Genomic DNA, 25,110 nt, shown 5'->3' with positions numbered 1-25,110 from the left:
AATGTTATTTTTAAATAGAACTGGCATGCTGGTAGTCTGACGATCGGATCGGTGGGATAAGTCATCGTCATCGTGAAGGGGAGCCGTCTTTCGGATTCGTCTATTCATTCGATCGCCCCGGATCCGCGTTAGGTTGAAGTTGTTTCCTTTTCATTCTGAATAGAGCTTAGAGAGGAAGGAAAGGGCGGGGAAGGATGCAAGCGTAAATAAGTGGGTTTCCGGATAGGAGCAAAGTATGTTTCAGCAAATCATTGATTTCTTTATGGATTATGGGGCCTGGGGATTGTTCATCCACGCGTTCGCCGATGCGGTTATTTTTCCGATACCCGCATTTTTCCTGCAGGTGTCGCTCAGCTTGCTCGATCCGTCTAATGCACTGTGGCTGGCGACGATCGGCTATATCGCCTGTCTGCTCGGCACGCCGTTAGGCTATTTGATTGGCAAGGGGCTCGGCCATTCCATTATGTACAAATTTCTCAAAAAGGAATGGGTCGATTCCGCCACCGAGATGTTCAAGAAGAGGGGAGAGGCGGCCATCCTCATCGGTTCATTCACGCCGATTCCTTTTAAAGTGTTCACCATTTTGTCCGGCTGCCTGAAGTTCCCTTTATGGCGCCTTATCGCTTATGCTGCGCTGGGAAGAGCGGTCAAGTTCTATGCCATCGGCATCTTGTTCTACCTCTATGGCCGCTCGGCAGAAGGGATGGTTCACAAGGTCTCCCTTTATATTTGCCTTATCGCCATCCCGATCATTGTCGTATTCTTGCTGCTTCGCAAAAGGTATCTCAAAAGAAAGGAAGCGGCTACAGCGCAAAATATCGAACAATCGAGCAATAATATCGGATGAAACAGAGCCGGCACCGAATGTCTATCGGAAGCCGGCTTGTTTTTTGTGCTGTGTGGGGAGGGCTTAGGCCGCCCGGAAGCGGCGGCGCGCGATCAGAACGGCTGCCATGCTCAGGGCCGCATAGATGACCATCAAAGCGGGCAGAGACAGCAGATCCAATGTCATCCCCGTGAAGATGAGCGATACTTGGATTGTCGTCGTCTCGATCATGCGCTTGAAGGAGAAGAATCGGCCTAACGCTTCTTTTGAGATCAGGACCTGGGCTTCCATGTTGGACAGCGGTATGAATAACCCGGAGGCTAGTCCAAACAGCGAAAACGCGGCCAGCTGAAGCGGCATATTCGCAGGAATCAGGGCAAGCATACTGACAATGACCGCAAAGGCCCCGGCGAATAATACAGTGCTTTTTCCCCATTTTGCGGTAAGCCTCTTCATAAATAACCCCGCTACGAGAATCGAAGCGCCTTCCACCGCATAGATAATGCCTTTTAAGCTATCCATCTGATGCTGTTCGCTGATCTCTATCGTGAACAAGTTCAGGCCGCCGATGAACAAAAAGGGAATGCACGTAAGAATTAATAAGTTCGGTACAGCAGGCTCTGCCCGCATGAGTTGAAACAGCTCGGAGAACGCAGGCTTTGGGCGGTCTTTATTCGTTAGCGGATGGGGAGCATGCTCCATGCGCAGCATCAAAGTTAATGCAATTAATAATAGATAGATTAGGCCGGACAGGATAAAGATATCCTCCAGCGTAATGAACGTAATCAGAACTCCACCCAGAGCGGTACCGAGTATTCTGGCCACGGTAGCCAAGTTGAAATTGAGCATATTGGCTCGCATGAGCTGCCGTTCCGGCACGAGAGCGGGGATTACGGCATTGATTGTCGGAAAATAAAACGTTGACGCGATGACGATGATCATTTGAAAGGCAACCATAAACCAGACGCTGGAGCTCCAAATGGCCCACATCATAAACGCGATGGCGAGCATTCGGATGATCCCGCTGAACAGCAAGATTCGCTTGGGATGAAAGCTATCAATGATTTTGCCCGCGTAGGGGGACAGAAAGATCCCGAATATGGCTCCCGACACCAAGATTGCGGATTGGTAAAAGCGCGAATCCAACGTTTCGCTTAAAAACTGCAGGCTGCCGATGGTGCCAATCCAAGCGGCTGATTCGGATACGAACACGCCGCTGAGAAGGAGCCACATGTTTCTGCTGGATGTCATGAATCTTCCTCTTCCTTTCCGAACACAGATGGACTGCTGTCTTGCCGTTGAAACGCAAGGAGCGTCATCATGTACGGCTTCGCATCCGATTCTGGCATCTGTTCACTTTCCTTGAAATGCTTCTTATACAGTGCTTTAAATTCCTGAATAAAGCTGGTGAATTGCGCTTCCGTCGCATGGAAATGATAGGTGGATGCGATATTTTTCCGGACATCCTGATTGCTTGCAGTCAATTGAAATGTCTCGGGCGGCGCTTGCTCAATCTCATTGCGGGTCGTCAGCACCGTCTCCAAAAACACTTGACGGGACGTCTCAATCAACTCGTGACTCGGAAGCAGGTCGTCGCTTGGAATAAATCGTCGGGCGATCGAACGATAAAATTTCTGCATAATCCCGTTTTTCTCTTCTTCTTTCACGATTTCGATAATCCCATGCTTCTCCAATTCTTTGAGATGAAAATAAATTTTCGTTTTTGGGATTTGAAGCAGCTCCGCCAGCTGCTGCCCGGTGTATTCTTTTTTGATCAGATTCATTAATATCTTGGTGCGCAGCGGATCGCTAATGATCTTCAGCTTATCCAGCGAATCAATGATAAACAGGTCCTGTTGGGGCATTGCATTCACTCCTCCTTGAACGTTCAAATTTATTTGACCATTCAAAAATAACATACAACTACATGGGAAGCAAGCTTCTTTCATTCATAAAAATACCCGTGAAGAAGCTCACTTTGGTGAATCAAAGTGCTCCTTCACGGGTCGTTCGGTTAAGACTGGATGAGTGTGAACCGCGTATGGTATGATGGGCTTATGTTTGACAGGAGTATATACGCTTTAATTTATGCGCCGAAAAAAGGTCTGAGGTGGATCGATTGCCTGTTACGGACATTCGTGGCCGGGTTATGCCGATGGTGCGGCGCTATGAGGTGATTGGCTTCGAGCCGGCTTGAGCTTGCTGAGCAAGTAGCGATCAAGACCGAAGCGGCCGGCGTTCGTATAGGCGACCAGGATGAACATGGTTAGGAGCATCATGACCGGGTTGATACTGATGGAACCGCTTAGCAAAAACGCCGTATTCATCATGATACCGAAGAATGCTGAGGTTCGCGTCAGAACGCCCAGGATGAGTCCGATGCCAACGAGAAGCTCTCCCCATTGCACCATGAGGCTGAACATATTGGCATGGGGGAGCGCAACATGCTCCAGGAACGACGCCCACCAGCCTTGGACGACGGGGCTTTCTCCGCCGGCTTTGGCCACGGCGCTCTTCAAAAATCCGCTCGCATCAAAGCCTCCGGCGAATAGTTTGTGAATGCCGGCCGATATCCAGGTGTAGCCCACATATATGCGGATTACCAAAAGCAGCACGGAAGCCCACACGTTCCTCCTTAAAAAGTCGATCATCAATAATTCCTCCTTCAATTTGTGGGAATATGCCATAATAAGGCTACATAAACACTTTAAAGCGCAAGTGTCAAAATTTCAAGATTAAAGAAGGCTATTTTTGCAAAAAAATACGTCCAAATGTATTTTTTATTCATCGTTGCTGAACATGATTCACAGAGGTTGACTTTTCATCACGTTGTAACTATAATAGTTACATCAAGCCGTGAATGACGGAGAATCTTTTTCAGTACGTTGTAACTATCTGCATTACACCATGGAATGCTCAGAAGGTGAGGAACGATAATGACGGTGAAAATCAAAGCTTATTCCGATTTTATATGTCCATTTTGTTATCTGGGAAAAGGCCCGTTGGATGAAATCGTGAAAGAGAAGGATGTCGAGGTAGAGTGGATGCCATTCGAGCTGCGCCCGGCGCCTTATCCCAAGATCGATCCTTGGAACGAGCCGGATAAGCTGGGCTCATGGGATGCCTTTATTTTGCCGACCGCAGAGAAGCTTGGGCTTGAAATGCGCTTGCCTCGCGTGTCTCCGCATCCGTATACTTACGTGGCATTTGAAGGATACCAATTTGCGAAAGACCAGGGGAAAGGCAACGCCTATATGAATCGCGTGTTCGCGGCCTTTTTCCGGGAGGAGCAAAACATTGAAGATATCGATGTGCTGACGAAGCTGGCAGGGGAAGTGGAGTTGGACACCGACGCATTCCGCGAGGCTCTCGTCTCCCGCCAATACCGTGAAGCTCACCAGGAAGCGATCAAGCATGCCTATGAGGAAGCCCGAATTTCGGCCGTGCCGACCTTCATTATCGGCGACCAAGTCATTCAAGGGCTCGCCAGCAAGGAGCGATTGGCTCAAGCCATTGAGCGGGAAGCAGCGAAGCAGCCGGCACAATTCAGCGAGGGGTTGCAATGCAATCTAGATGAACATTGTTAATCATATCAATTTTTGCCTGCATTAAACTTACACCTATTCTATTGGAGGAATTCACAATGACAACAGCTGCAACGTTACAAGATGCTATTATCAACCGCCGTTCTATCCGCAAAGTGAAGAAAAATGCCGCGATCACTTCGGAGCGCATCGCTGACATTTTGAAGACATCGCTGCATGCTCCGTCCTCGTTCAATATGCAAAGCGGGCGCATGGCCGTCCTGATGGACGGCGAGCATGAGAAATTGTGGGATATCGTCAAGGAGACGCTTCGTCCCCGCGTTCCGGCCGAGAATTTTGAAGCAACGGCGCAAAGACTGCAGGGCTTCCGCGATGGTGCAGGAACAATCTTGTTCTTCGAGGATCAAGCTACGATTCAGCGCATGCAGGAAAATGCGCCTAGCTACAAGGAGCAATTCCCATTCTGGTCCCATCAAGGCAGCGCCATGCTGCAATATGCGGTATGGATGTCGTTGGAGGCCGACGGTATCGGTGCCTCCCTGCAGCATTACAACCCGATTATCGATGAAGAAGTGAAGCGCGCTTGGGGGATTCCGCAAGAATGGAGCTTGATCGCGCAAATGCCATTCGGCGAGCCGGACGAACAGCCGGGCGAGCGCAGCTTCCTGCCGTTCGAAGATGTCGTGAAGTTCCATCAATAAGGGCAAGAATATACCGAATTCATGGAGTATTGAATATGTCTAATCAACCGAACAATCTTGATATTATTCGCGTTACCTATAACGGGCCCGAGCATTTGCTGGCCGCTCTGAGCGACCGTACGGAGTGGACCGAGGCCGCAGGGTATCCCTATGGGGGCACTTACTATGGCGTGGACAGCATCAAGGCGAATGTATTCGAACGCCTCGGTACGGAATGGGATGGCTTTACGGCCACCGTGCATACGTATCATGAGGTGAAGGACAAGGAAATCGTCATTGCGGAAGGCATCTATACCGGCGTCTATAAGGCTACGGGGACATCCATCCGCGCTGACTTCGTCCATATATGGGAGCTGGAGAGCGGGAAGATCGTGAGGTTCAAGCAATACGTAGACAGCCACATCGTCGTTCAAGCGATGACATCGGAATAACTCTTGTGTGCAGCATGCCGCTCATTTATTGAGCGGCATGCTGTGCATTCGCAAGAAACTGCGATGCAAACTGTTTACCAGCCTTTTGGCGAGAGGTATTTATTCTTTTTTCTTTGTTCAGGCTCTAAATTTGTACTCCTCCCCAGTGTCGCGGGTTTATTTGCAATCTTTTAATCAGCGCAGGGTGCCATGACATCTACGGGAATTTTTCGCGAACTTTGATGCGTTAGAGATACTATATAATGTGGAATGTCTCGTGGCCTTAGGGTTGTGCGAGAGAAAGGTCTCGGGGCGCGGCGGGCAGGTTCTTGTGGAAGTTATTGATAAGTTGGAAATGGCTGGTTGACCATTTTACGTAAAATGGTTGTTTTGTTATGGAATGTGTACATCTTGCAAAGGACGTGGTAAAATCTAGGTGGTAAATTATTGAAAAATGGGAGAAGGTGCGTATAGGGTGGCACAAGTATTGTCCATTGGGGAATTAATACAAAGCTACAGACACAATAGGGACATGACTTTATCTCAATTAGCTCAATTGACAGGCATACATAAAGGTACGATATCAAAAATCGAAATCGGGGACGTTAAAAGGCCGGAATATAAGACCATCCGTCCGCTTGCAGACACATTGCAGATACCGTTAGAGACTTTGGTCGAACTGCACATCACTGTGGAAAAGAGAGCAGACACCCTCCTCTTCGTGTTGCAGGACGTGATTCAGCATTCCGGTACTGCCGAGTTGGTGACCAAAGTAGGGAGAAAATTTTTAGAATCCCCCAGTGACGATAGTCACGCCTTAGTGGAAAGGCTTTATGACTTCGCGGGCCACGTGGAAAATAAGGAGATTAAATTAGCCCTGTACCAAGTCATTGTTGACTATTCTCGCGACCATGGAATCATGCCTTTTTTGGCTAGAGGGTTATTCCAGGTGTATCTTATCGAGCGAGACGACTTTACTCGGATGCGGGATACATACGATAGTTACAAGCATATCATAATGTATGCAGATTTTTTGAGTGCGGAAGACCGCATTACGTTCTACTACAAGCTGGGTATTCACGCTTATAATTTATTTCTGTATCCGAAGAGCATCGAGCTTGCCCTTCAATTGATTCAGGAAGCTAAGCCTGACAATAAGTACTACGCTCACGCTCTTGGTATATTAAGGGAGGCATACTTTCGTATTGGGCATTACGAAAAAAGTGAATATTACAATCATCTCTACTCGCAATATGATGGCCCTTACATCAAAGAAAATGTTCTACTAACGAACGCATTGCTTAATGCAAAAAGGGGAAAGACAGATATAGCAGAACTCCAGCTTACCTCAATTTTGGAAACATGCGATCAGAGTATAGCTCTGTCAGCTTTGAATCAATTAATGGATATCTATCTGCAAGAACGCCGACTGTTTGAAGCTGAAAAAACTCTTTCTTACCCTATCGACCCCCAACAGATCAACCATAACAATCCCAACCTGATTTCACAACTGGCTGAATATTATTATCATAGAGCCGAATATTTTATTACAGTTTGCGACATCCAAAAAGGAGTATCAGATCTACAAAAAAGTGCATGGTACTTCTCTAAGGTTAATGATATTGACAATGAAAAAGAATGCATAACAAAAATAGATAATTTACATGCTACACTGTTAGCCAAAGTCAAGGAACTTAAACAAAAATTAATCCACATTGCTAATCAAAAAGGCAAACTTACCGATGACGAAGTCGTTCAGATTAGCCAACAGTTAGATATTTACATACTTGAACTGCAAAAGTACGAAGTTAAAGTGAGTAGTAGACACAGATTGTCCTATAATAGCACAAGGTGAGCTAAGTCAAAGGGACACAATTGAAATAGGGAAAGATGAATTTTCAAAAGAAGTGTTAAATGCAGTCCCAACCATGAATAGTTACATCAGCATAATAGAAGACAAGTTCGTTATTGATCCTACGGCAAAGAATGTTGTTGAGCCTAAAATTTACGAACATTTTAAAGCTGGAGTGGATAAACTGAATAATGCAATACATGAAGGCTTTATAATTATGGAAAAAGGGCAAAAAAGAGGTAATGCTAATGAATTTACCACAAACGCATTCAGCAACACTTATTGGTGGGGGGCGCTATAACTTTCGACGATGCAGAAACAAAAGTGCATGCCCTTGCAATGAGACAATCAGGTAATACAGCCGGTTTGCTTGCAGCCATTGCTCAATTTATTCCGGGAGGATGGCTTGCAGCTGTACCAGGTTATTTTTGGGCGTGGGCAGGAAACTCAATTGCTAATGATTTTGATTACCACAATCGCGGGAATGGCGTAACGCTTAACGTCCATTGGTTGCCAGTTATTTATTACGAAGTTACAACAAACCAGTAAGCGATTTAACGCAGAGGAGTGAAGGAGAGTCATGGAGAGCAGTCAAATTGAAGCGTTCTTAATTACCATTTCTTTTCTTACTCTATACACATTAGTAGTCGTTTTAGGAATTCACTTCATCTTTAGAAAGAACATATTGATAAGGAATTATGTTTTTTTGGGGCTTTTGGCAGTTTTGTTAGGAATAACGTATTACTATACGATTTTCAAGGACGGAAGAAATTTGTATCAGTCTATACTCTTTACGGGTATTTTTGCTGGACTTGTCAGAAAACAATTGATTTACAGGAAGAAGAATAAATGAATGAATAAAAGGAGTACTTACTACGGGTGCTCCTTTTATTATTATGATCATTGCAGCATGGTCTTCGAATGAACTGTCCTACAAAAACAAGGGCAAGGGAATTACGTTTAATTTTCATTGGCTCCCTTGGACATATTTTGTTATAACCTCAAATAGTTGATCCAACAGAAAGGAGGGGCTATGCACAATATCTTACTACTTGTATTTGCTGTTTTTATAATAGCCGCTCTTGTAGGTAGCTTCGTTTTCAAAAAGAACATTTTTAAATCAGATCAAACTGTAATGGTATTGTTTGTACTTCTGGTCATCATGTCGTGGAATTATACAATCTCATATGACCCCGGAAACTTATACTATTCGATTGCTCTGACGGTTGTCTTGTTCTTAGTTGCACTAAAAACATTTTTGTGGAGTAAGAAGTGATGTAATCCGGTATGTTAGTCTTAATACTATCTAGCATGCGTTTTACAGACATAAAAAAGGAACACCAAAAAGGAACCAAAAAAGTGTTCCTTTTAAATTGCTTTGTAATTACTGCTTTCTGGAGGACACATCGTATCATTTTGGTCGGCGGTTACAGGTCGGTGCTTTATGGTTTTGTCCTACAAAAACGATGGCAAGGGAATTACGTTTAATTTTCACTGGCTCCCTGTGCCATGGGTTAATGTGACTTCAAATTCATAAACGAAGTGGGGGCGAATAAATGTTAATACCCTATCTGATTATATTGACTGCCATCACTGCTATAACGTTTATCGTCCTATTCCTTTCAAAATTCTTTTTTAAAAAAACTCACACTGCAATCAAATTGGCCTACCTTGTAATAGCTTTAGCAATTGGTGGTATTATGCAGTCCCTGCTATATGGAGTTCAAGTCCGACACAGTTTGACTGTATATCCACTGATTATTCTTGCCATGATTATAGTTATTTCACGAACAAAAAAGAAACGCTAAACAGTAAACTGGTACCCATAGACTGCACTTTGAAAAAAGTGTTTAGGCTGTGGGTACCTTTTTGTATACTGGGATAAGCAGTAAGGGGAGTTCATATGAGTAAGAAACGATTTAACGAGAAAGAATGAGATTGTCTCTCGAAGAACAAGCATGTACTCAAGGTAAGTGACAAATCGATAACCTATTTAGAGGGGAAAATGCTTAGATAAACCTTTGAGGCTAACGGATTTGATGTGAATATCCTTAGAATGAAGCGTCCTTATACCGTAGGAGGTATCGCAGCGAGCCGTACTTTATTATAACTTGCGGTGCCTATCGAGCATCATAATTAAACCCTGGTGGGGCGTGGCGTAGACAGGTTGCTTCTTTACACGGGAACCAATCATCTCTATCAGCTTGCGGGCCTTTATTGATTGCATCAAAATAGTAAAGGCGAAAAACCAGTCTTAATGTTTTACGATGGCCCTAGTTACAATAAAATTATTTCTACTACCGAGCCTGCGTGGATTGATGGATGGAAGTCTAAATTATAAAACAAACGCTCCTGCGTTTATTGTATTTGGCTAATATATTTGTGTCGCAATTCACTTCTGTTGACGGAAGTGATTTCGACTTTTTCATTTTCAGTGATGCCCGCTTAGGGTATAATTGGCAGTAAAGCATCCACGAGTTCTCCTACAATCATAGGAAGGAAATCTCGTACTTTAGGGATGAGATGTTCAAGAAGGAGGGATGTGTCGTGTTTATGAACCCGTACAAAAACCGAAAAAAAACTTATCTCACCTTGGAATTAATCGTAACTGTGGGCGTGGTTGTTTTTGCAGGTGGATTAGTCGATGGAGATTCCTTCAGTACTTACTAAATTAATTAATATAATAATCGAACCTTCTCTGAAAGATTAATAGAGAAGGTTCGCTTATTATTGAAAACATATTGATAATCAACAGGTGTTATAGAAAACGTAGAAAAGGAGAATCCAAATGAAATTACGACAAATCATTTCAATTATCATTTTACTTTTGATAGTTTGGATTATTTTAGGATATTTATTTGATTAAAAATATTATATTTATCCTTCTGAAAATTTTTAAAACACTCGCAATCCTCGACCCCTGAGGGGTCTGTGACTAACGGAACGTAGACTATTCTCACGACCATGGCATTATGCCGTTCTTAGCGAAAGGGTTATGCCAGGTCTACCTAAGTGAACGGGACGATTTCACCCGGCTTCGGAACATTTATGAAAGCGGTAAGCATATTGTACAATACACGAACTTCTTAAGCATCGAAGATAGAATCACTTTGTACTACAAATTGGCTGTCCATGCGTTCAATTTATTTTTATACCGGCAAAGCATACGAAAAACCTTTGTTGATAATATGACAAGTGAACTACCAAAAAACCCGGGCTGATTTCCAGACTGAGATGTAAAAATGTATCCTGGTGCACTGAAGCACTAGACGACGTGCAAAAGGAGACAATCCGCCTTATGGAGGTTGGGGAACGAACCGATTCTCTTTCTTCGCTCCGCGAAGAGTTGCTCCATACTCCGGTGTCCTTGGCACCTTTTGAGTGTTCCTTTAAGAGATGTTCAAGAAGGAGGGATGTGTCGTGTTTTTTAACCCGTACAAAAACCGAAAAAAATCTTATCTCACCTTGGAATTAATCATAACTGTGGGCGTGGTTGTTTTTATAGTAATTTCATTTGCAAGTCCTGATGGTTTCCAGTTTTCTTGGTTTTTTCTTTTAGTGTCACTCATTTTCTTCATAAGAATGATTGAAATTAAAGACATGGGCAACTTTATCAATTTTGCAATTTGCTTTACTGTGTCCGTAATCTTATTCCTTATTCCGTAGGGAGTGCGGCAGCGAGCGTATTTTATTATAACTTGCGGAGCCTATCGAGCAATCATAATTAAACCTAATGTTGGGGCGTGGCGTAGACAGGTTGCTTCTTTACGCGGGAGCCAAATAGGCGAAAAACCATTAATACAACGACTTAGGTTCGGCAAACATAAAAAAGGAACACTTTCGGGGCACTACCCCATCCCAAGAATGCGGCCACAAGCCAACCCGTCTTTCCATTTTCCTTGTCTATTAGATATTCCATTGCCCAGGATCACTATATAGAAAAATCAAATCCGACGAAATCTAACATTTTTAGCTATTGAATCTAGCGAACAGAAATGGTAAATTGAATCTAGTACTAGTAAAATTTACTAGATCATAAGGTTGGTGATGATCTTGAGTAAAAAAATCATGGTTCCGATCATTCTTTTCATCGCAGCAGTTATCACCACGGTATACTTGCAAGCTAGCAGCCCCACGTCTTCTAGCTCGGAAGAGATAACCTTACAAGAGGCCCTTGAGCTTGGCATGGCGACAGCATGGGAATGGGATTCGTCCGCTGTGCCATTTTATTTGACCAGCGTAGACGATGAATCGGGCCCAAGTAGCGGACATCAGGGTAAAAGAGAACGATGGAATTTGCAAGTAGGAACTCCGGATAACAAGCGGGCGGTTATTGCGATTCGCAAGGGCGCTATTGAAGGACTGTATCCAGGTGTCGGACCATTTGTAGAAACTCATGTCATCAATAGGGAAGAGGTTGTGTTCGATAGCCCCGAATTATTGTCCAGGAGCAAGACAGAGCATGATCTGCTGCCGGGTAAGGATTGGGCTAACGGGTATCACTTTGTCTTGCAAGTGTTGGACGGCAAATCAACCATTACGGTGATTGGCTTGGATCAGGCGTTACATCAACAAAAGATAGTATTTGAATCTTCATCAAGCGTAACGATGAATTAACATTTTCTTGTAGGGTGGTGGTGTCTACATAAAAGGCGAATGAAGCGACAGGAATTTGTCTCTCTAGAGGAACAGGTTATCGAACCAGGGTGCAATATTCATTTTTATTTGGAGGTAAGCCAATGAAAAAAAGTCTTATGGCCATTCTTCTCGTTGCTCTTGTAACCTTAGCACCAACTTCAGCCTCTGCTGCTACGACTTACACGAATCAAGATTTCACAGCTTATCTGGGTCCGTCCGGAGTGAGTAAGCCCGTGTTCGCCAGCGGCGCTTCTGCCTATATTGGAGGGGTCGCCGTGCATCCGTACTCCTGGGGGAGCAGCAACTGGAACAAACCCATTTATCCCTTCGGGACCATGTTGGTGTTAACCGGGAATAACCGGATTGTGACTCCCGACGGCTCCTCCTTGAACACGTTTATTGTGGAGGATACAGGCGATCTGAACAATACTCAGGGGCTTAGCTACAGATGGGTGGATGTGTATTTCGGGAAGTATTCTACAGCCAATTATCAGGCTGCCATTCAATTCGGCAAGAAGAAATTTAGCTATACTGTAATTGACTAAGGCAGTTCAGATGCTTACAAACGCCGCTGACTTCCAAGTATGGAAGCCTAGCGGCGTTTGTCGTTAAAAAATACTGTAGTCAATCTCGTCACCGGCTGATGTAGACAGCTGAAAATAAATTGGTTTCCCAGGTGCCGGGTTATCGATCGTAACGATTTTCAGGCCGGAATGCACAGGTTTCCCTTCAATGACGACCTGCTGGTTGCGATATCTCATATTCTTCACATCGGTATTCATAATCACGACAAGGATTTTATCCAGTTGTAATGCAGTTAAGCTGTGATATGCGTTCTCCATTTCTTTCACTATGCCCACATTATGAGTGAAGTCATACAGAACGGAAGCGTTCGTGGGGGACGTAAATAACCGATGCTTGGCGAAGTGTATTCGATTGGGGACATACGACCAGCGTTCATAGGTGCTATGCCAATAAGGCAAATAGGACGGTCTTGTCCATTGGGGAAGATCTGCGATCACGTCATAGGCCAGTGGTGTTCCTGTCTTCATTACATCAGAGATTGGCAGTAAATTTCCGGGTACCGGTGACTGATGAAAGGGCGGATTAGGCAATGTAACGGGAGATGGCGGTTCAAGGTTTTCTAATTGTTGTGTACAAGTTGGAGCAAGCGCATAGGACAGAGAGGGAGGCGTTACAGCAGCAAATGTAATCATGACGAACAACATTAACGATGTAATCTTCGTATTCATGTGTGCAGCTCCTTGTTCGATTTGCTGTTAGTTTACATATTATGGGGAGATTTATACCGTCCATCGTTCGGAGTAGAGGAACGCAGGCAGGATTCGCTATAATGGAGACAGTGATTGAGGAAAGGAATGTAACTATGAAGAAAGTCATCGTAATCGGGGCAGGGATTCTTGGGGCAGCGACAGCTTATCAGTTGGCCAAAATGGGTGCGGATGTCCTTATCATAGACCGCAAAGATACAGGGCAGGCCACGGATGCCGCGGCCGGCATTATCTGCCCCTGGCTCTCGCAGCGGCGCAATCAGGCTTGGTACCGGCTGGCTACAGCGGGCGCACGTTTTTACCCCGAATTGATTCAAGAACTGACCAGCGAGGGCGAGACAGAAACCGGCTATGCTCAAGTTGGCGCACTTTGTATTCATGACGATATGGAGAAAATCAGCAAGATTGAGGAGCGGGCACAGTTGCGAAAGGCGGGTGCGCCGGAAATCGGTGACATTACCCGGCTGAATGAACAAGCAACCCAGGAGATGTTTCCTCTGTTGGCGGAAGGGTATCATTCAGTACATATTAGCGGGGCAGCCCGTATCGATGGCCGTGCGCTGCGCGATGCGCTGATCCGATCGGCACAAAGAAAGGGAGCCGTCCTGATCGAGGGGGATGCTGCGCTTCACTATCAAGCGAACCGTGTAACCGGAGCAGCTGTCGGAGCTGAAAGCTTCCCGTCTGACGAGGTGATCGTGTGTGCAGGGGCGTGGGCCAATCAACTGCTGCAGCCTGTAGGCATTCACTTTAAGGTAAGTTATCAAAAAGCGCAGATCATGCATTTGCAGGTTCCGGGTAGATTAGACACGGGGACGTGGCCTGTGGTGATGCCGCCGTCTGATCAATATCTGCTTGCTTTTGACGCACAAAAGATCGTGATGGGCGCGACGCACGAAGATGACATCGAAGGTTACGATACAAGGGTAACCGCAGGCGGAATCCAGGAAATCCTGAATAAAGGGTTGGGATTGGCGCCGGGCTTAGCCAACAGCACGGTTCAAGAGGTAAGAGTCGGTTTTCGTCCTTTTACGCCCGGCTTTCTTCCGGTGATAGGGGCTGTTCCTGGCTGGGATGGCCTGATCGCGGCCAACGGACTTGGAGCGTCCGGATTGACGATGGGCCCATTTATTGGATTGCAGCTCGCAAAGCTGGCATTGGGAATGGATCTGGATATTGATATCCATGATTATGATATTCGTACAGCAATGGATGAATGCTAGATGAATGCATGTCGGCAGCATCTTCAACCGAACCTTGCCATACAGAACTCCCGCGGATGCAGTATATCGCGGGAGTTTGTTGTCAATATGAAGCCTCGGAGCAATCCGAGGCTTACGACTGCCGGCATGGATATACGGCCTATATTTTTTAGGCATAGTTTCTATGCACAATATATATTTCACGATGGGAATGAGGGTATGTAAAATTAAGGAAGCCGCAGTATGCAGCGGTACAATTGTCGGAGGGATACGATATGAATAAAGCCGAAATTGGTCAAGTTAAGAACCGGCATCAAGCACTAGGTTTATCGGATCAGCAGGTTCTTGAAATGTATCAGCATATGGTGTTGGCGCGCAAAGTAGATGAACGAATGTGGATTCTAAATCGTGCGGGAAAGATCCCTTTTCTCGTATCCTGCCAAGGTCATGAAGCAGCACAAGTAGGAGCGGCTTATGCGTTGGATCGAACGAAAGATTTTCTTTGTCCGTATTACCGGGACATGGGTATGGCCATCGTGTTCGGGATGACGGCGAAGGAATTGATGCTGTCCGCCTTTGCCAGGGCGGGAGATCCAAACAGTGGCGGACGCCAAATGCCAGGGCATTACGGGAGCAAAAGACTGAATATTCTTTCGGGCTCCAGCGTCGTATCGAGTCAAGTTCCGCATGGTGTTGGAATCGCTTTATCTGGAAGAATGCAGGGGGAAAATCTTGTCGTGTTAACGGCCTTTGGGGACGGGGGCAGCAATCAAGGGGAGTTCCACGAAGCGGCGAACTTTGCGGGGGTGCACAAGCTTCCAGTCATTTTCTTGTGCGAGAATAACAAGTATGCCATTTCTGTCCCCTTTTCTAAGCAGGCGGCTTGTGACAGTATCGCGGATCGGGCAAAAGGTTATGGGTTTCCCGGCATCAGTGTGGATGGCAATGATCCCTTGGAAGTATATAAGGTCACGACAGAGGCGGCCGATCGGGCAAGAAGAGGAGAAGGGCCAACGCTTATCGAGGCGGTCGTCTATCGTTTAGTCCCTCATTCCAGCGACGACGATGATCGAACCTACCGTTCCCGGGAAGAAGTGGAAGAAGCCAGGAAGAAGGATCCGCTAGTAACCTTCAGCAATTATCTGAAAGATGCGGGGCTATTAGATGAATCGAGAGAGAAGGAAATCCATGACCGGATGCTCAGGGAGGTCGATGAGGCCACGGACTATGCGGAGATTGCCCCGGATTCGGCTCCGGAAGATGCCCTTAAGCACGTGTATGCAGAATAGGGGGAGTGAGAAATGGCCGTAATTTCTTATATTGATGCAGTGACCCAAGCTCTTCGGGAGGAAATGCAGCGGGATACCAAGGTATTTGTACTAGGAGAAGATGTCGGGGTACGCGGGGGAGTGTTCCGGGTTACCCAGGGATTCTATGAGGAGTTCGGGGAACAACGGGTTATCGATACGCCCCTATCCGAAGCGGCCATTGCAGGTGTATCGGTTGGGGCAGCCGCTTATGGAATGAGGCCGGTAGCAGAAATTCAGTTCGCCGAGTATATCATGCCGGCCGTCAATCAAATTGTGAATGAAGCAGCCAAAATGAGATACCGCTCGAACGGAGATTGGAACTGTCCCTTGGTCATTCGTGCTCCTTATGGAGGAGGAGTTCGCGGCGCCCTCTATCATTCGCAATGCGTCGAAGCCATGTTTTGCAACATACCCGGTCTAAAAGTGGTCACACCTTCCACTCCTTATGATGCCAAAGGACTGCTAAAAGCAGCCATTCGCGATGAAGATCCCGTTCTTTTCTTTGAACACAAGCGATGCTATCGATTGATCAAAGGAGAAGTGCCGGACTCGGATTACATTGTTCCCATCGGGAAATCGGATATTAAGCGGCAAGGAGAAGACCTCACGGTTATTTCTTACGGACTTGCCTTGCATTTTGCGTTGGAAGCGGCCGAAAAACTCTCCCAAGAAGGCTACAGCGCTCACATTCTCGATTTGCGTACCCTCTATCCTCTGGATAAGGAATCTATTGTAGAGGCTGCTCGTAAAACCGGTAAAGTGCTGATTATTCATGAAGACAACAAAGAGGGAGGCGTTGGGGCTGAAGTAGCGGCTGTGCTCGCAGAGGAATGCCTTTTCGAATTGGATGCTCCGATCAAACGCCTTTGCGGTCCAGACGTTCCCGCTATACCTTACAGCTTGCCAATGGAGAAATTCTTCATGCTCAATCCGGATAAAGTATACCAAGCGATGAAAGAATTGGCGCAATTATGATCCGATCGGGAGGAGAATATGGCTGAGAAAATCGTCATGCCCCAGTTAGGGGAAAGTATAACGGAAGGAACCATCTCCAAGTGGCTCGTGAACATCGGGGATAAAGTCAAAAAGTATGATCCCGTATGCGAAGTGATTACCGATAAAGTCATTGCGGAGGTTCCATCTGCTTTTAGCGGCACGGTATCCGAAATTGTCGTTAAAGAAGGAGAAACGGTAGAGGTAGGAGCTTTGATTTGCTGTATTGCCGCGGAAGATAATGCGATCACGCCGGTTGAATCCAAGGCCTCCGCTCCATATCAGGAAGCCGATGATGCGGCACCGCAGGGAACCGATGATCTGACAGCGCAAGCAGCTACGAACCAACGCTATTCGCCGGCCGTGCTAAAACTGGCGCAAGAAAACAACCTGGATCTTTCCCGGATCGAAGGATCAGGCATTGCTGGACGTATCACGAGAAAAGACATTTTGGAGATTTTGCAAGGAAAGAGTTCGGTTGACGACGAGACGATCCCGGTTACCGCCATCCGCAAAACGATTGCGAACCGAATGCGAAAAAGCAAGCAGGAAATCCCCCACGCCTGGCTTATGGTCGAATGCGATGTCACCAATCTGGTACGTTATCGCGGCCAACTCAAAGAGGAGTTTCAAAAAAAAGAAGGAATCCATTTAACTTATTTGCCATTCTTTATCAAATCGGTTGTAGAAGCCTTGAAGGAATTCCCCATCTTAAATTCGCAGTGGGCAGATGATCGCATTATCGTCAAAAAAGCAGTTCATATCTCGGTTGCCGTGGCCACGGATGAAGCGTTATTCGTTCCCGTGATTAAGGACGCCGGCCAAAAAAGCATTTTCGACCTTGCCAAAGCAGTGGATGAATTGGTCAAGAAGACGAGGGAGGGCAGGTTAACGCCAGAGGATACAACCGGAGGAACTTTTACCGTTAATAACACAGGCTCTTTCGGCTCGGTTCTTTCCGCCCCAATCATCAATCCTCCGCAAGTGGCCATTTTAAGTGTGGAAGCCATCGTACAACGTCCGATCATCATCGATAACATGATTGCTGTTCGCGATATGGTGAACATCTGTCTTTCCATGGATCACCGGGTGTTGGACGGTCTGGTGTGCGGCCGGTTCTTGAATAGAGTCAAGCACAAGATTGAGAGTTACAGCGCGGACACCGGACTCGATTAAAGGAAAGGGGGATAATCATGCATTTTGATTTAACCGAAGAACAAGCGTTGATCAAGAAGATGATGCGTGATTTTGCGGAAGGCGAGGTTGCCCCGGGCGCAGATGAACGGGATCGCACAAAGCAATTTCCGGAGGCGGTATTCGCTAAATTAACGAAGCTGGGAGTCATGGGTCTGCCTTTTCCCGAACAATATGGCGGCGGGGGAGCAGATACAATAAGCTTTGCTATCGCTGTAGAAGAATTAAGCCGGGTATGCGCATCCACGGGTATCACCTATTCCGCCCATATTTCGTTAGGCGGGGCGCCCATCCATTTGTTCGGAACGCACGAGCAAAAGGAAAAATACTTAACTCCCTTGTGTACAGGAGAATACTTGGGGGCGTTCGGGCTGACGGAACCGAATGCCGGTTCCGATGCAGGCGGAACCCGAACGACAGCGAAGCTGCATGGGGATCAGTGGGTCATTTCCGGTTCCAAATGCTTTATTACCAATGCAAGTTTTGCCAAAAGCCTGGCGCTCACGGCCGTAACGGATCGCTCCAAGGGGACGGATGGAATCAGTGCGTTTATCGTGCCTACCGATGCGCCAGGATTTACGGTCCTTAGCAATTATGAAAAGATGGGTCTTCACGCTTCGAATACAACGGAGTTAGTGTTGGAAAATGTAACCGTTCCCAAAGAAAATCTCTTGGGGAAAGAAGGAAATGGATACAAGCAATTTTTAGCGACGCTTGACGGAGGGAGAATCGGGATCGGGGCCATGGCGGTCGGGATCGCCCAAGGCGCTTACGAAAAATCGCTCCAATATGCCAAAGTAAGAAAACAATTTGGCCATAGCTTATCCGCCTTTCAAGCTATCCAATTTAAACTGGCCGACATGGCCATGAATATTGAACTCGCACGCAACATGGTTTATAAAGCGGCATGGCTTAAGGATCAAGGAAGAGGATTTAAGAAGGAAGCGGCGATGGCCAAATTATTTGCTTCGGAAATAGGTATGAAGGTGTGCGATCAGGCCGTTCAGATCCATGGCGGGTATGGGTATATGAAGGAATACCAGGTGGAGCGGTTCTTCCGGGACGCCAAGCTGTTAGAGATCGGGGAAGGAACTTCGGAAGTGCAACGAATGGTGATTGCACGCCAGATCGGTTGTTAAAGGGGTTGTACCTATGTTCAAGAAGATTCTAATCGCCAACCGGGGCGAAATTGCGGCTCGAGTGATTCGTACTTGCCAATCGCTCGGCATTGCCACCGTCAGCATATACTCGAAAGTGGATAAGGAAGCCCCTCATGTCAACATGGCGGATGAGGCCTACGAGGTCGGAAATCCCAGAGTAACAGATAGCTATTTGAAAATCGACAAAATTTTAGAAATCGCCCGTCTTTCAAAAGCAGATGCGATTCACCCCGGATACGGCCTTCTCTCGGAAAATGCCGAATTTGCCCGCCGCTGTGAGGAGGCCGGCATCGTATTCATCGGACCATCCGCGGATGTCATCTCCCGCATGGGCAGTAAAATTGAATCCCGGAACAGCATGGAAAAAGCGGGCGTGCCTGTCGTCCCCGGCATTGCCTATCCGTTAGCGGATGCGGAAGAAGCGGCACGGGAAGCCCATCGTATCGGCTATCCGGTCATGCTCAAGGCTTCGGCCGGCGGCGGCGGGATCGGCATGCAGATCGTTGATAACGAATCGGAAATGAAGCAAGCATTTGAAGGGAACCGGAAACGCGCCTCTGATTTCTTCGGAGATGGGGCCATGTATATAGAGAAGGTTGTGGAAAATCCCCGGCACATCGAAATTCAGATTTTGGCCGATTCCTATGGAAATACAGTTCACTTATGGGAGCGGGAATGCTCCATTCAACGCCGTCATCAAAAAGTAGTGGAGGAAGCCCCTTCTGCCTATTTGGATGAACTCACGAGAAGCAAAATGGGAGAAGCGGCGGTAAGGGCGGCTCAATCCATCGGATACCGGAATGCAGGAACTATAGAGTTTTTAGTTGACGGGAATAAAAATTTCTATTTCCTTGAAATGAATACTCGTCTACAGGTGGAGCATACGATTACAGAAGAGATTACCGGCTTGGACTTGGTTGCAGAGCAATTGCGAATTGCGGCCGGACATTCCTTGAACTTTGGTCAATCCGATGTGACACGCGACGGTCATGCGATTGAAGTGCGGATTTATGCGGAAGATCCGAAGACGTTCTTCCCATCTCCGGGAGTGATTACGAAGTTGGCTATACCTGAAGGAGACGGAATCCGCCATGAGTTGGCTGTACATGACGGTTCCATGGTCACTCCTTTCTATGATCCGATGATTGCTAAGCTCATAGTCAAAGGGAAGGATCGCGACGAAGCGATTGACCGGCTTCAACAGGCGTTGGCCGACTATCAGGTGGAGGGCATCAAAACAAACATCCCGATGCTGCAAGAAGTCATCGCGCATCCCGCATTCCGTTCAGGCGATACGACAACGAGTTTCGTTGCGAAGTATGTACTAGAGAAGACATGACATTACGGAGCCTCGGCGAGCTTCCGGAAGGCTATTTGTAGAACAGGAGGTTATTCAGATGAGCAAAATCGTGGCGGTTATGGCGGGGAATGTGTATCAAATTCTTGTCAAGCCTGGGGATCAAGTCGAAGCGGGACAAAATGTGGTCGTGTTGGAATCGATGAAAATGGAGATCGCGATTACGGTTGGTTCCGGCGGGACGGTAAAAGATGTAATCGTGAGCGAAGGCGACTTTGTTAATGAAGGAGATCTATTGATCGAGCTCGAGTAAACGTATGCTGGGGGTTGGGGAGATGAACTGGCCGGCAAGTGTGACGATCAAAGAGGTTGGTCCGAGGGATGGATTACAGAATGAGAAGGTCTTCGTGCCAACAGAGGATAAAATCGCTTGGATCAACCAATTGTCCGGCACCGGACTCAAATCCATTGAAATCACTTCGTTCGTGAATCCCAAGTGGATCCCGGCGCTGGCCGATGCCGCCGAAGTTGCGGCAGGAATTGAACGGATGCCTGGCATCTGTTATTCAGCTCTCGTTCCGAATCGTCAAGGTCTGGAACGAGCGCTGGAAGCCGATGTGGATGAAGCAGCCGTCTTTATGTCTGCCAGCGAAACCCATAATCTTAGGAACATAAACAAGTCTATTCGCGTTACCTTACCCATGCTAAGAGAAGTGGCGCAAGAAGCGCTTGCTGCAGGAAAGTCAGTCCGCGGTTATGTGTCAACCGTCTTCGGTTGTCCCTATGAAGGTCCTGTGTCCATCGACGAGGTGATCCGGGTGTCGGACACGTTGTTCGAAATGGGGATTGGCGAGTTATCTCTCGGGGATACGATTGGCATTGCAAATCCGAAGCAAGTGCAAGAGGTATTGGATATTCTTTTGCAGCGTTTTGATGCCAATAAATTGGCCCTCCACTTTCACGATACGCGCGGGACGGCTCTGGCAAACATTCTGGTGTCCATGGATATGGGGATTACGACATTCGATGCCTCTGCCGGCGGCTTGGGCGGATGCCCATATGCGCCAGGGGCCTCGGGCAATGTGGCTTCGGACGATTTGCTTTACATGCTCGAAGCGATGGGGATTCACACGGGGGTAAATCAGGAAAAGCTGCTCTCCGCGGCCCGTTTTATTCAGGAAAAGATAGGCAGAGAGCTGCCAAGCCGCAATCTGCACGTCGGCAGTTCGAACGTGAACGGATAGGCGGCTTATGATTCGGTTCAGGGAAGGAGGGGGAGCATGGAAAAAGCCGTATTGGTCTCTAATATGGGAAATGGAATTGTGCTCATGACGTTAAACCGGCCGGAAGCTGCCAATGCGCTATCGATCCAGATGCTGGAACAATTGCGGGCTGCGGCTGCGGCATGTCAATTTGACCGGTCTGTTCGCTGTATCGTAGTCACAGGGGCTGGAGAGAAAGCTTTTTGCGCAGGCGCCGATTTAAAAGAGCGCGCCGGAATGGACATGAACCGGGTGCGGAGGACGGTGACCATGATCCGCGAGACTATCAATGATGTAGAAGCCTTGCCCCAGCCGGTCATTGCCGCCGTGAACGGAGCCGCTGTGGGCGGGGGAATGGAATTGGCGTTGGCATGTGACCTTCGGATCGCCTCCGACACGGCCACATTCGCCCTTGCGGAGACTTCGCTAGGAATTATTCCCGGGGCAGGCGGAACGCAGCGGTTGCCGAGGCTGATCGGGAAGGGGCGCGCCAAAGAACTCATTTTCACAGCAAGAAAAATCGATGCCAACGAGGCAGGGGACATGGGGTTGGCAGAGGTTGTGACGCCGCCTGAATCCCTTCTCGATAAAGCACTGGAAATAGCGGGCCATATTGTTCGAAATGCTCCTATTGCCGTGGCGCAGGCCAAGTTCGCCATCGATAAGGGATATGATGCGGATCTGAGCACCGGGCTTGCGATTGAGCAGCATGCCTATGACGTCACGATTCCGACAAAGGATCGCTTGGAAGGACTGCAGGCGTTCAAAGAGAAGCGTCCCCCCATATTCAAGGGCGACTAACAAGCATGTTGGAGATAAGGAGGAATAGGGGATGTCCATGGAAATAAATCGGGAGGAGCTGCAGGAACGTGTTTCACGGATCCGCCAAGGGGGGACGCCGGCTTATCATCAAAAGAATGCGGAGCGAGGAAAACGATTTGTTCGCGACCGTCTGAAGCTATTGTTTGATCCGGGTTTCGAGCTGGAGGATGCGTTATTTGCCAACTGCGCGGCCGATGACCTTCCGGCGGATGGCGTGGTTACGGCGATTGGCAAGATTAACGGGAGAATCGTCTGTGTGATGGCCAATGATTCCACCGTAAAAGCCGGTTCTTGGGGATCGCGTACGGTTGAAAAGATCATTCGAATACAAGAGACGGCAGAGAAAATGAGAGTGCCATTGATCTACCTCGTGGATTCTGCAGGCGCTCGTATTACGGACCAGGTCGAGATGTTCCCCGGCAGGCGCGGGGCGGGCCGTATTTTTTACAACCAGGTCAAGTTGTCGGGTAAAATTCCTCAAATCTGCCTGCTCTTTGGGCCTTCGGCTGCAGGCGGAGCATACATTCCGGCATTTTGCGATATCGTGATTATGGTGGACGGAAATGCATCCATGTATCTCGGTTCCCCGCGGATGGCGGAGATGGTTATCGGAGAAAAGGTGACGTTAGAAGAAATGGGCGGGGCGCGCATGCACTGCTCGGTATCTGGATGCGGTGATGTGCTGGCGAACAACGAAGAAGAAGCCATTTCGATGGCACGACAGTATCTCTCCTATTTTCCCGCCAATTTTTCCGAAAAACCGCCGGTCGTGGAAGCAGCGGCACCACAATCCTTTGAGCAATCATTAGAAGAAATCATCCCGTCGAATCAGAATGCGCCGTTTAATATGTATGACCTGCTTGACCGGATTATTGACGAGGGGTCATTCTTTGAGATGAAGAAGCTGTTTGCCGCCGAACTGATTACGGGATTGGCCCGAATGAACGGTAAGCCGGTCGGGATCATTGCCAATCAGCCGCGGGTGAAAGGAGGCGTGCTGTTTCACGATTCGGCGGATAAGGCAGCCAGATTTATTACTCTTTGCGACGCGTTTCATATCCCGCTTCTGTTTCTCGCCGACGTTCCTGGTTTTATGATCGGCACCAAGGTGGAGCGGGCAGGAATTATCCGCCATGGCGCGAAAATGATTTCGGCCATGTCCGAAGCGAGCGTGCCCAAAATCTCGGTGATCGTCCGTAAAGCATACGGAGCAGGCCTGTATGCGATGGCTGGTCCGGCGTTTGAACCGGATTGCTGTCTCGCGTTGCCTACGGCTCAAATCGCGGTGATGGGGCCGGAAGCTGCGGTCAACGCCGTCTATGCGAATAAAATTGCTCAACTTCCGGAAAACGAGCGGGCCTCTTTTATTGCACAAGAGCGGGAGAAATATAAGCAGGATATTGATATTTACCGGCTGGCCTCCGAAATGATTATTGACGGGATTATCCCGGCCAATTCGTTGCGTGACGAGGTAGTGAATCGGTTCGAGGCTTATTCATCAAAGGTTGTCGTCTTCTCTGAGCGGAAGCATCCGGTATATCCGGTTTAATTGGCTGGCATTTCCGAACAGCACCAAGCGTTTAGCGGCGCACCGGTGCTGTTTTTTGCGTTGACAGCATATCATAATGTTGAGCCAGAGGATGAATGGTTTGGATGGATTACCACTTTGCCTATAGGGGAAGGAGGCAGATCCGGATCAGATGGATATTCGACAGCTTCATTATTTCACAGAAGTGGCCAAACATAAAAATTTTACAAAAGCTTCGCAGGTCCTGTTTGTTTCTCAGCCATCCATCAGCAAGATGATCAAAAGCCTCGAAGACGAATTGGGAGTTATTTTGCTTGATCGTTCCGAAAGGGAGGTTGTACTCACGGATACAGGACAGCTGGTTAACGAGAAGGCTTTGAAAATTTTGCAACAGCTAGAGGAGTTGTCTTCTTCTGTTAATGAGCTGGTCCAAGTACAAAGGGGAAAAGTGAAGATGGGAATCATGCCTACAATCAGCGCATTGCTTTTCCCAAAAATAATTGCCGGCTTCAAGAAAAGATATCCCCGGATTGAGATTCAAATGGTAGAATACAGCGCGAAACAGGTAGAGACGCAGATGGAGCAAGGAAAGATCGATTTTGGGGTTACGGTGCTGCCGGTGAACACTCGAATGTATCGAACGGTTCCATTGTTAACGGAAGAGCTGGTTGTGATTGTAAGCAGCCGCCACTGGCTTGCCGGAAGAAAATCCGTCAGTTTGGTTGAATTAAAGAATGAGCCGTTCATCCTGTTCACCAAGGAATTCGCCCTTCATGACGTCGTGTGGCAAGCCTGCTTGCAGGCCGGGTTCGAACCCGAGGTCGCTCATATGACCTCCCTGTGGGATTTCTGCTGTGAGATGGTGGCGTCTCAATTAGGAATTTCATTGATCCCCCGATCGATGGCGAACCGTTTGCATCATCTTGCCGTTCATGCCGTTTCGATTTCCCATCCGGAGATTGCTTGGGAGTTGGCGCTTATTTATCCCCGGGATAAATACCTGTCTTATGCATCCCGGGAGTTAATTGCCTATATCCAGGCCAATCCCCCGAATCAGCCGGGATTATGAACATGTGAT

At 47.5% G+C, this 25,110-nt stretch carries 24 protein-coding genes; 20 read left to right on the top strand and 4 right to left on the bottom strand.

Features of this window, described 5'->3' with window-relative positions; genetic code table 11:
- The first annotated feature begins 235 nt into the window (after positions 1 to 235).
- Entirely contained in the window at positions 236 to 847 is a 612-nt protein-coding gene (locus tag FLT43_RS02670; protein WP_087443462.1) for a YqaA family protein, read from the top strand.
- 63 nt (positions 848 to 910) lie between these two features.
- Here FLT43_RS02670 and FLT43_RS02665 read toward each other — a convergent pair whose 3' ends face one another.
- From FLT43_RS02665 to FLT43_RS02655, 3 genes are all read right to left on the bottom strand, one after another.
- Entirely contained in the window at positions 911 to 2,077 is a 1,167-nt protein-coding gene (locus tag FLT43_RS02665; RefSeq protein ID WP_087443463.1) for an MFS transporter, read from the bottom strand.
- Positions 2,074 to 2,691 carry a winged helix-turn-helix domain-containing protein gene (locus FLT43_RS02660; protein ID WP_087443464.1) on the bottom strand — a complete coding sequence of 206 codons (618 nt, stop codon included), beginning with the start codon at positions 2,689 to 2,691 and terminating at the stop codon, positions 2,074 to 2,076. Before FLT43_RS02660 ends, FLT43_RS02665 begins: the two co-directional genes overlap by 4 nt.
- Before the next feature lie 282 nt (positions 2,692 to 2,973).
- Positions 2,974 to 3,480, bottom strand: coding sequence for a DoxX family protein (locus FLT43_RS02655; RefSeq protein WP_087443465.1), 507 nt, complete (start codon positions 3,478 to 3,480; stop codon positions 2,974 to 2,976).
- 282 nt (positions 3,481 to 3,762) lie between these two features.
- On the opposite strand from FLT43_RS02655, the gene FLT43_RS02650 reads away from it, so the two are divergent.
- The 8 genes from FLT43_RS02650 to FLT43_RS02605 all read left to right on the top strand — a co-directional run bounded on the left by FLT43_RS02650 (position 3,763) and on the right by FLT43_RS02605 (position 12,517).
- On the top strand, positions 3,763 to 4,413 hold the full coding sequence (locus FLT43_RS02650) for a DsbA family oxidoreductase (protein ID WP_087443466.1): 651 nt from the start codon (positions 3,763 to 3,765) through the stop codon (positions 4,411 to 4,413).
- A gap of 56 nt (positions 4,414 to 4,469) precedes the next feature.
- Positions 4,470 to 5,072 (top strand): nitroreductase family protein, encoded by a 603-nt coding sequence (locus FLT43_RS02645; protein ID WP_087443467.1) that lies wholly within the window; start codon positions 4,470 to 4,472, stop codon positions 5,070 to 5,072.
- A gap of 35 nt (positions 5,073 to 5,107) precedes the next feature.
- Positions 5,108 to 5,503, top strand: coding sequence for a nuclear transport factor 2 family protein (locus tag FLT43_RS02640; RefSeq protein WP_087443468.1), 396 nt, complete (start codon positions 5,108 to 5,110; stop codon positions 5,501 to 5,503).
- 454 nt (positions 5,504 to 5,957) lie between these two features.
- Entirely contained in the window at positions 5,958 to 7,337 is a 1,380-nt protein-coding gene (locus FLT43_RS02635; RefSeq protein WP_127510932.1) for an XRE family transcriptional regulator, read from the top strand.
- A 73-nt stretch (positions 7,338 to 7,410) separates the two neighbouring features.
- Positions 7,411 to 7,635 carry a hypothetical protein gene (locus tag FLT43_RS02630; protein WP_087443469.1) on the top strand — a complete coding sequence of 75 codons (225 nt, stop codon included), beginning with the start codon at positions 7,411 to 7,413 and terminating at the stop codon, positions 7,633 to 7,635.
- Positions 7,636 to 7,673: 38 nt separating this feature from the next.
- Entirely contained in the window at positions 7,674 to 7,883 is a 210-nt protein-coding gene (locus tag FLT43_RS02625; RefSeq protein ID WP_127510931.1) for a hypothetical protein, read from the top strand.
- A 3,504-nt stretch (positions 7,884 to 11,387) separates the two neighbouring features.
- The gene (locus FLT43_RS02610) at positions 11,388 to 11,951 is read left to right on the top strand and encodes a hypothetical protein (protein WP_244194256.1); all 564 of its coding nucleotides are present in this window, start codon (positions 11,388 to 11,390) and stop codon (positions 11,949 to 11,951) included.
- Positions 11,952 to 12,073: 122 nt separating this feature from the next.
- Entirely contained in the window at positions 12,074 to 12,517 is a 444-nt protein-coding gene (locus tag FLT43_RS02605; protein ID WP_087443474.1) for a hypothetical protein, read from the top strand.
- Positions 12,518 to 12,580: 63 nt separating this feature from the next.
- On the opposite strand, the gene FLT43_RS02600 is transcribed toward FLT43_RS02605, so the two are convergent.
- Positions 12,581 to 13,225: a hypothetical protein gene (locus FLT43_RS02600; protein ID WP_087443475.1), complete on the bottom strand. Its 645-nt coding sequence runs from the start codon at positions 13,223 to 13,225 to the stop codon at positions 12,581 to 12,583.
- A 134-nt stretch (positions 13,226 to 13,359) separates the two neighbouring features.
- Here FLT43_RS02600 and FLT43_RS02595 point away from each other — a divergent pair, with 134 nt between their 5' ends.
- The 11 genes from FLT43_RS02595 (at position 13,360) to FLT43_RS02545 (ending at position 25,101) form a co-directional block, all read left to right on the top strand.
- Positions 13,360 to 14,487: an NAD(P)/FAD-dependent oxidoreductase gene (locus FLT43_RS02595; protein WP_087443476.1), complete on the top strand. Its 1,128-nt coding sequence runs from the start codon at positions 13,360 to 13,362 to the stop codon at positions 14,485 to 14,487.
- A 254-nt stretch (positions 14,488 to 14,741) separates the two neighbouring features.
- Entirely contained in the window at positions 14,742 to 15,755 is a 1,014-nt protein-coding gene (locus tag FLT43_RS02590; RefSeq protein ID WP_087443477.1) for a thiamine pyrophosphate-dependent dehydrogenase E1 component subunit alpha, read from the top strand.
- A gap of 12 nt (positions 15,756 to 15,767) precedes the next feature.
- On the top strand, positions 15,768 to 16,751 hold the full coding sequence (locus FLT43_RS02585; protein WP_087443478.1) for an alpha-ketoacid dehydrogenase subunit beta: 984 nt from the start codon (positions 15,768 to 15,770) through the stop codon (positions 16,749 to 16,751).
- A gap of 18 nt (positions 16,752 to 16,769) precedes the next feature.
- Positions 16,770 to 17,945, top strand: coding sequence for a dihydrolipoamide acetyltransferase family protein (locus FLT43_RS02580; RefSeq protein ID WP_087443479.1), 1,176 nt, complete (start codon positions 16,770 to 16,772; stop codon positions 17,943 to 17,945).
- A gap of 17 nt (positions 17,946 to 17,962) precedes the next feature.
- Complete coding sequence (locus FLT43_RS02575) at positions 17,963 to 19,102, top strand: acyl-CoA dehydrogenase (RefSeq protein WP_087443480.1); 1,140 nt, start codon at positions 17,963 to 17,965, stop codon at positions 19,100 to 19,102.
- Positions 19,103 to 19,115: 13 nt separating this feature from the next.
- A complete protein-coding gene (locus tag FLT43_RS02570) occupies positions 19,116 to 20,462 on the top strand; it encodes an acetyl-CoA carboxylase biotin carboxylase subunit (protein WP_087443481.1) in 1,347 nt (448 codons plus the stop codon).
- Between the two features lie 58 nt (positions 20,463 to 20,520).
- On the top strand, positions 20,521 to 20,733 hold the full coding sequence (locus FLT43_RS02565; protein ID WP_087443482.1) for an acetyl-CoA carboxylase biotin carboxyl carrier protein subunit: 213 nt from the start codon (positions 20,521 to 20,523) through the stop codon (positions 20,731 to 20,733).
- Between the two features lie 22 nt (positions 20,734 to 20,755).
- On the top strand, positions 20,756 to 21,664 hold the full coding sequence (locus FLT43_RS02560; protein ID WP_087443927.1) for a hydroxymethylglutaryl-CoA lyase: 909 nt from the start codon (positions 20,756 to 20,758) through the stop codon (positions 21,662 to 21,664).
- 36 nt (positions 21,665 to 21,700) lie between these two features.
- Entirely contained in the window at positions 21,701 to 22,483 is a 783-nt protein-coding gene (locus tag FLT43_RS02555) for an enoyl-CoA hydratase (RefSeq protein WP_087443483.1), read from the top strand.
- 31 nt (positions 22,484 to 22,514) lie between these two features.
- Complete coding sequence (locus tag FLT43_RS02550; protein WP_087443484.1) at positions 22,515 to 24,053, top strand: acyl-CoA carboxylase subunit beta; 1,539 nt, start codon at positions 22,515 to 22,517, stop codon at positions 24,051 to 24,053.
- A 151-nt stretch (positions 24,054 to 24,204) separates the two neighbouring features.
- Positions 24,205 to 25,101: a LysR family transcriptional regulator gene (locus FLT43_RS02545; RefSeq protein WP_087443485.1), complete on the top strand. Its 897-nt coding sequence runs from the start codon at positions 24,205 to 24,207 to the stop codon at positions 25,099 to 25,101.
- Positions 25,102 to 25,110 lie beyond the last annotated feature (9 nt).

Origin of the sequence: Paenibacillus thiaminolyticus (genome assembly GCF_007066085.1) — a bacterium.
GTDB classification, from domain to species: Bacteria; Bacillota; Bacilli; order Paenibacillales; family Paenibacillaceae; genus Paenibacillus_B; species Paenibacillus_B thiaminolyticus.
Note: the sequence above shows the minus strand (reverse complement) of the source record. Positions and strands in the feature narration are given on the sequence as shown.

Excerpts from the sequence above, each read along its gene's own strand:
- FLT43_RS02670 (WP_087443462.1), top strand. The coding sequence starts at position 236 with ATGTTTCAGCAAATCATTGATTTCTTTATGGATTATGGGGCCTGGGGA.
- FLT43_RS02665 (WP_087443463.1), bottom strand. The coding sequence starts at position 2,077 with ATGACATCCAGCAGAAACATGTGGCTCCTTCTCAGCGGCGTGTTCGTA.
- FLT43_RS02660 (WP_087443464.1), bottom strand. The coding sequence starts at position 2,691 with ATGCCCCAACAGGACCTGTTTATCATTGATTCGCTGGATAAGCTGAAG.
- FLT43_RS02650 (WP_087443466.1), top strand. The coding sequence starts at position 3,763 with ATGACGGTGAAAATCAAAGCTTATTCCGATTTTATATGTCCATTTTGT.
- FLT43_RS02645 (WP_087443467.1), top strand. The coding sequence starts at position 4,470 with ATGACAACAGCTGCAACGTTACAAGATGCTATTATCAACCGCCGTTCT.
- FLT43_RS02640 (WP_087443468.1), top strand. The coding sequence starts at position 5,108 with ATGTCTAATCAACCGAACAATCTTGATATTATTCGCGTTACCTATAAC.
- FLT43_RS02630 (WP_087443469.1), top strand. The coding sequence starts at position 7,411 with ATGAATAGTTACATCAGCATAATAGAAGACAAGTTCGTTATTGATCCT.
- FLT43_RS02625 (WP_127510931.1), top strand. The coding sequence starts at position 7,674 with ATGAGACAATCAGGTAATACAGCCGGTTTGCTTGCAGCCATTGCTCAA.
- FLT43_RS02605 (WP_087443474.1), top strand. The coding sequence starts at position 12,074 with ATGAAAAAAAGTCTTATGGCCATTCTTCTCGTTGCTCTTGTAACCTTA.
- FLT43_RS02600 (WP_087443475.1), bottom strand. The coding sequence starts at position 13,225 with ATGAATACGAAGATTACATCGTTAATGTTGTTCGTCATGATTACATTT.
- FLT43_RS02595 (WP_087443476.1), top strand. The coding sequence starts at position 13,360 with ATGAAGAAAGTCATCGTAATCGGGGCAGGGATTCTTGGGGCAGCGACA.
- FLT43_RS02590 (WP_087443477.1), top strand. The coding sequence starts at position 14,742 with ATGAATAAAGCCGAAATTGGTCAAGTTAAGAACCGGCATCAAGCACTA.
- FLT43_RS02585 (WP_087443478.1), top strand. The coding sequence starts at position 15,768 with ATGGCCGTAATTTCTTATATTGATGCAGTGACCCAAGCTCTTCGGGAG.
- FLT43_RS02580 (WP_087443479.1), top strand. The coding sequence starts at position 16,770 with ATGGCTGAGAAAATCGTCATGCCCCAGTTAGGGGAAAGTATAACGGAA.
- FLT43_RS02575 (WP_087443480.1), top strand. The coding sequence starts at position 17,963 with ATGCATTTTGATTTAACCGAAGAACAAGCGTTGATCAAGAAGATGATG.
- FLT43_RS02570 (WP_087443481.1), top strand. The coding sequence starts at position 19,116 with ATGTTCAAGAAGATTCTAATCGCCAACCGGGGCGAAATTGCGGCTCGA.
- FLT43_RS02565 (WP_087443482.1), top strand. The coding sequence starts at position 20,521 with ATGAGCAAAATCGTGGCGGTTATGGCGGGGAATGTGTATCAAATTCTT.
- FLT43_RS02560 (WP_087443927.1), top strand. The coding sequence starts at position 20,756 with ATGAACTGGCCGGCAAGTGTGACGATCAAAGAGGTTGGTCCGAGGGAT.
- FLT43_RS02555 (WP_087443483.1), top strand. The coding sequence starts at position 21,701 with ATGGAAAAAGCCGTATTGGTCTCTAATATGGGAAATGGAATTGTGCTC.
- FLT43_RS02550 (WP_087443484.1), top strand. The coding sequence starts at position 22,515 with ATGTCCATGGAAATAAATCGGGAGGAGCTGCAGGAACGTGTTTCACGG.
- FLT43_RS02545 (WP_087443485.1), top strand. The coding sequence starts at position 24,205 with ATGGATATTCGACAGCTTCATTATTTCACAGAAGTGGCCAAACATAAA.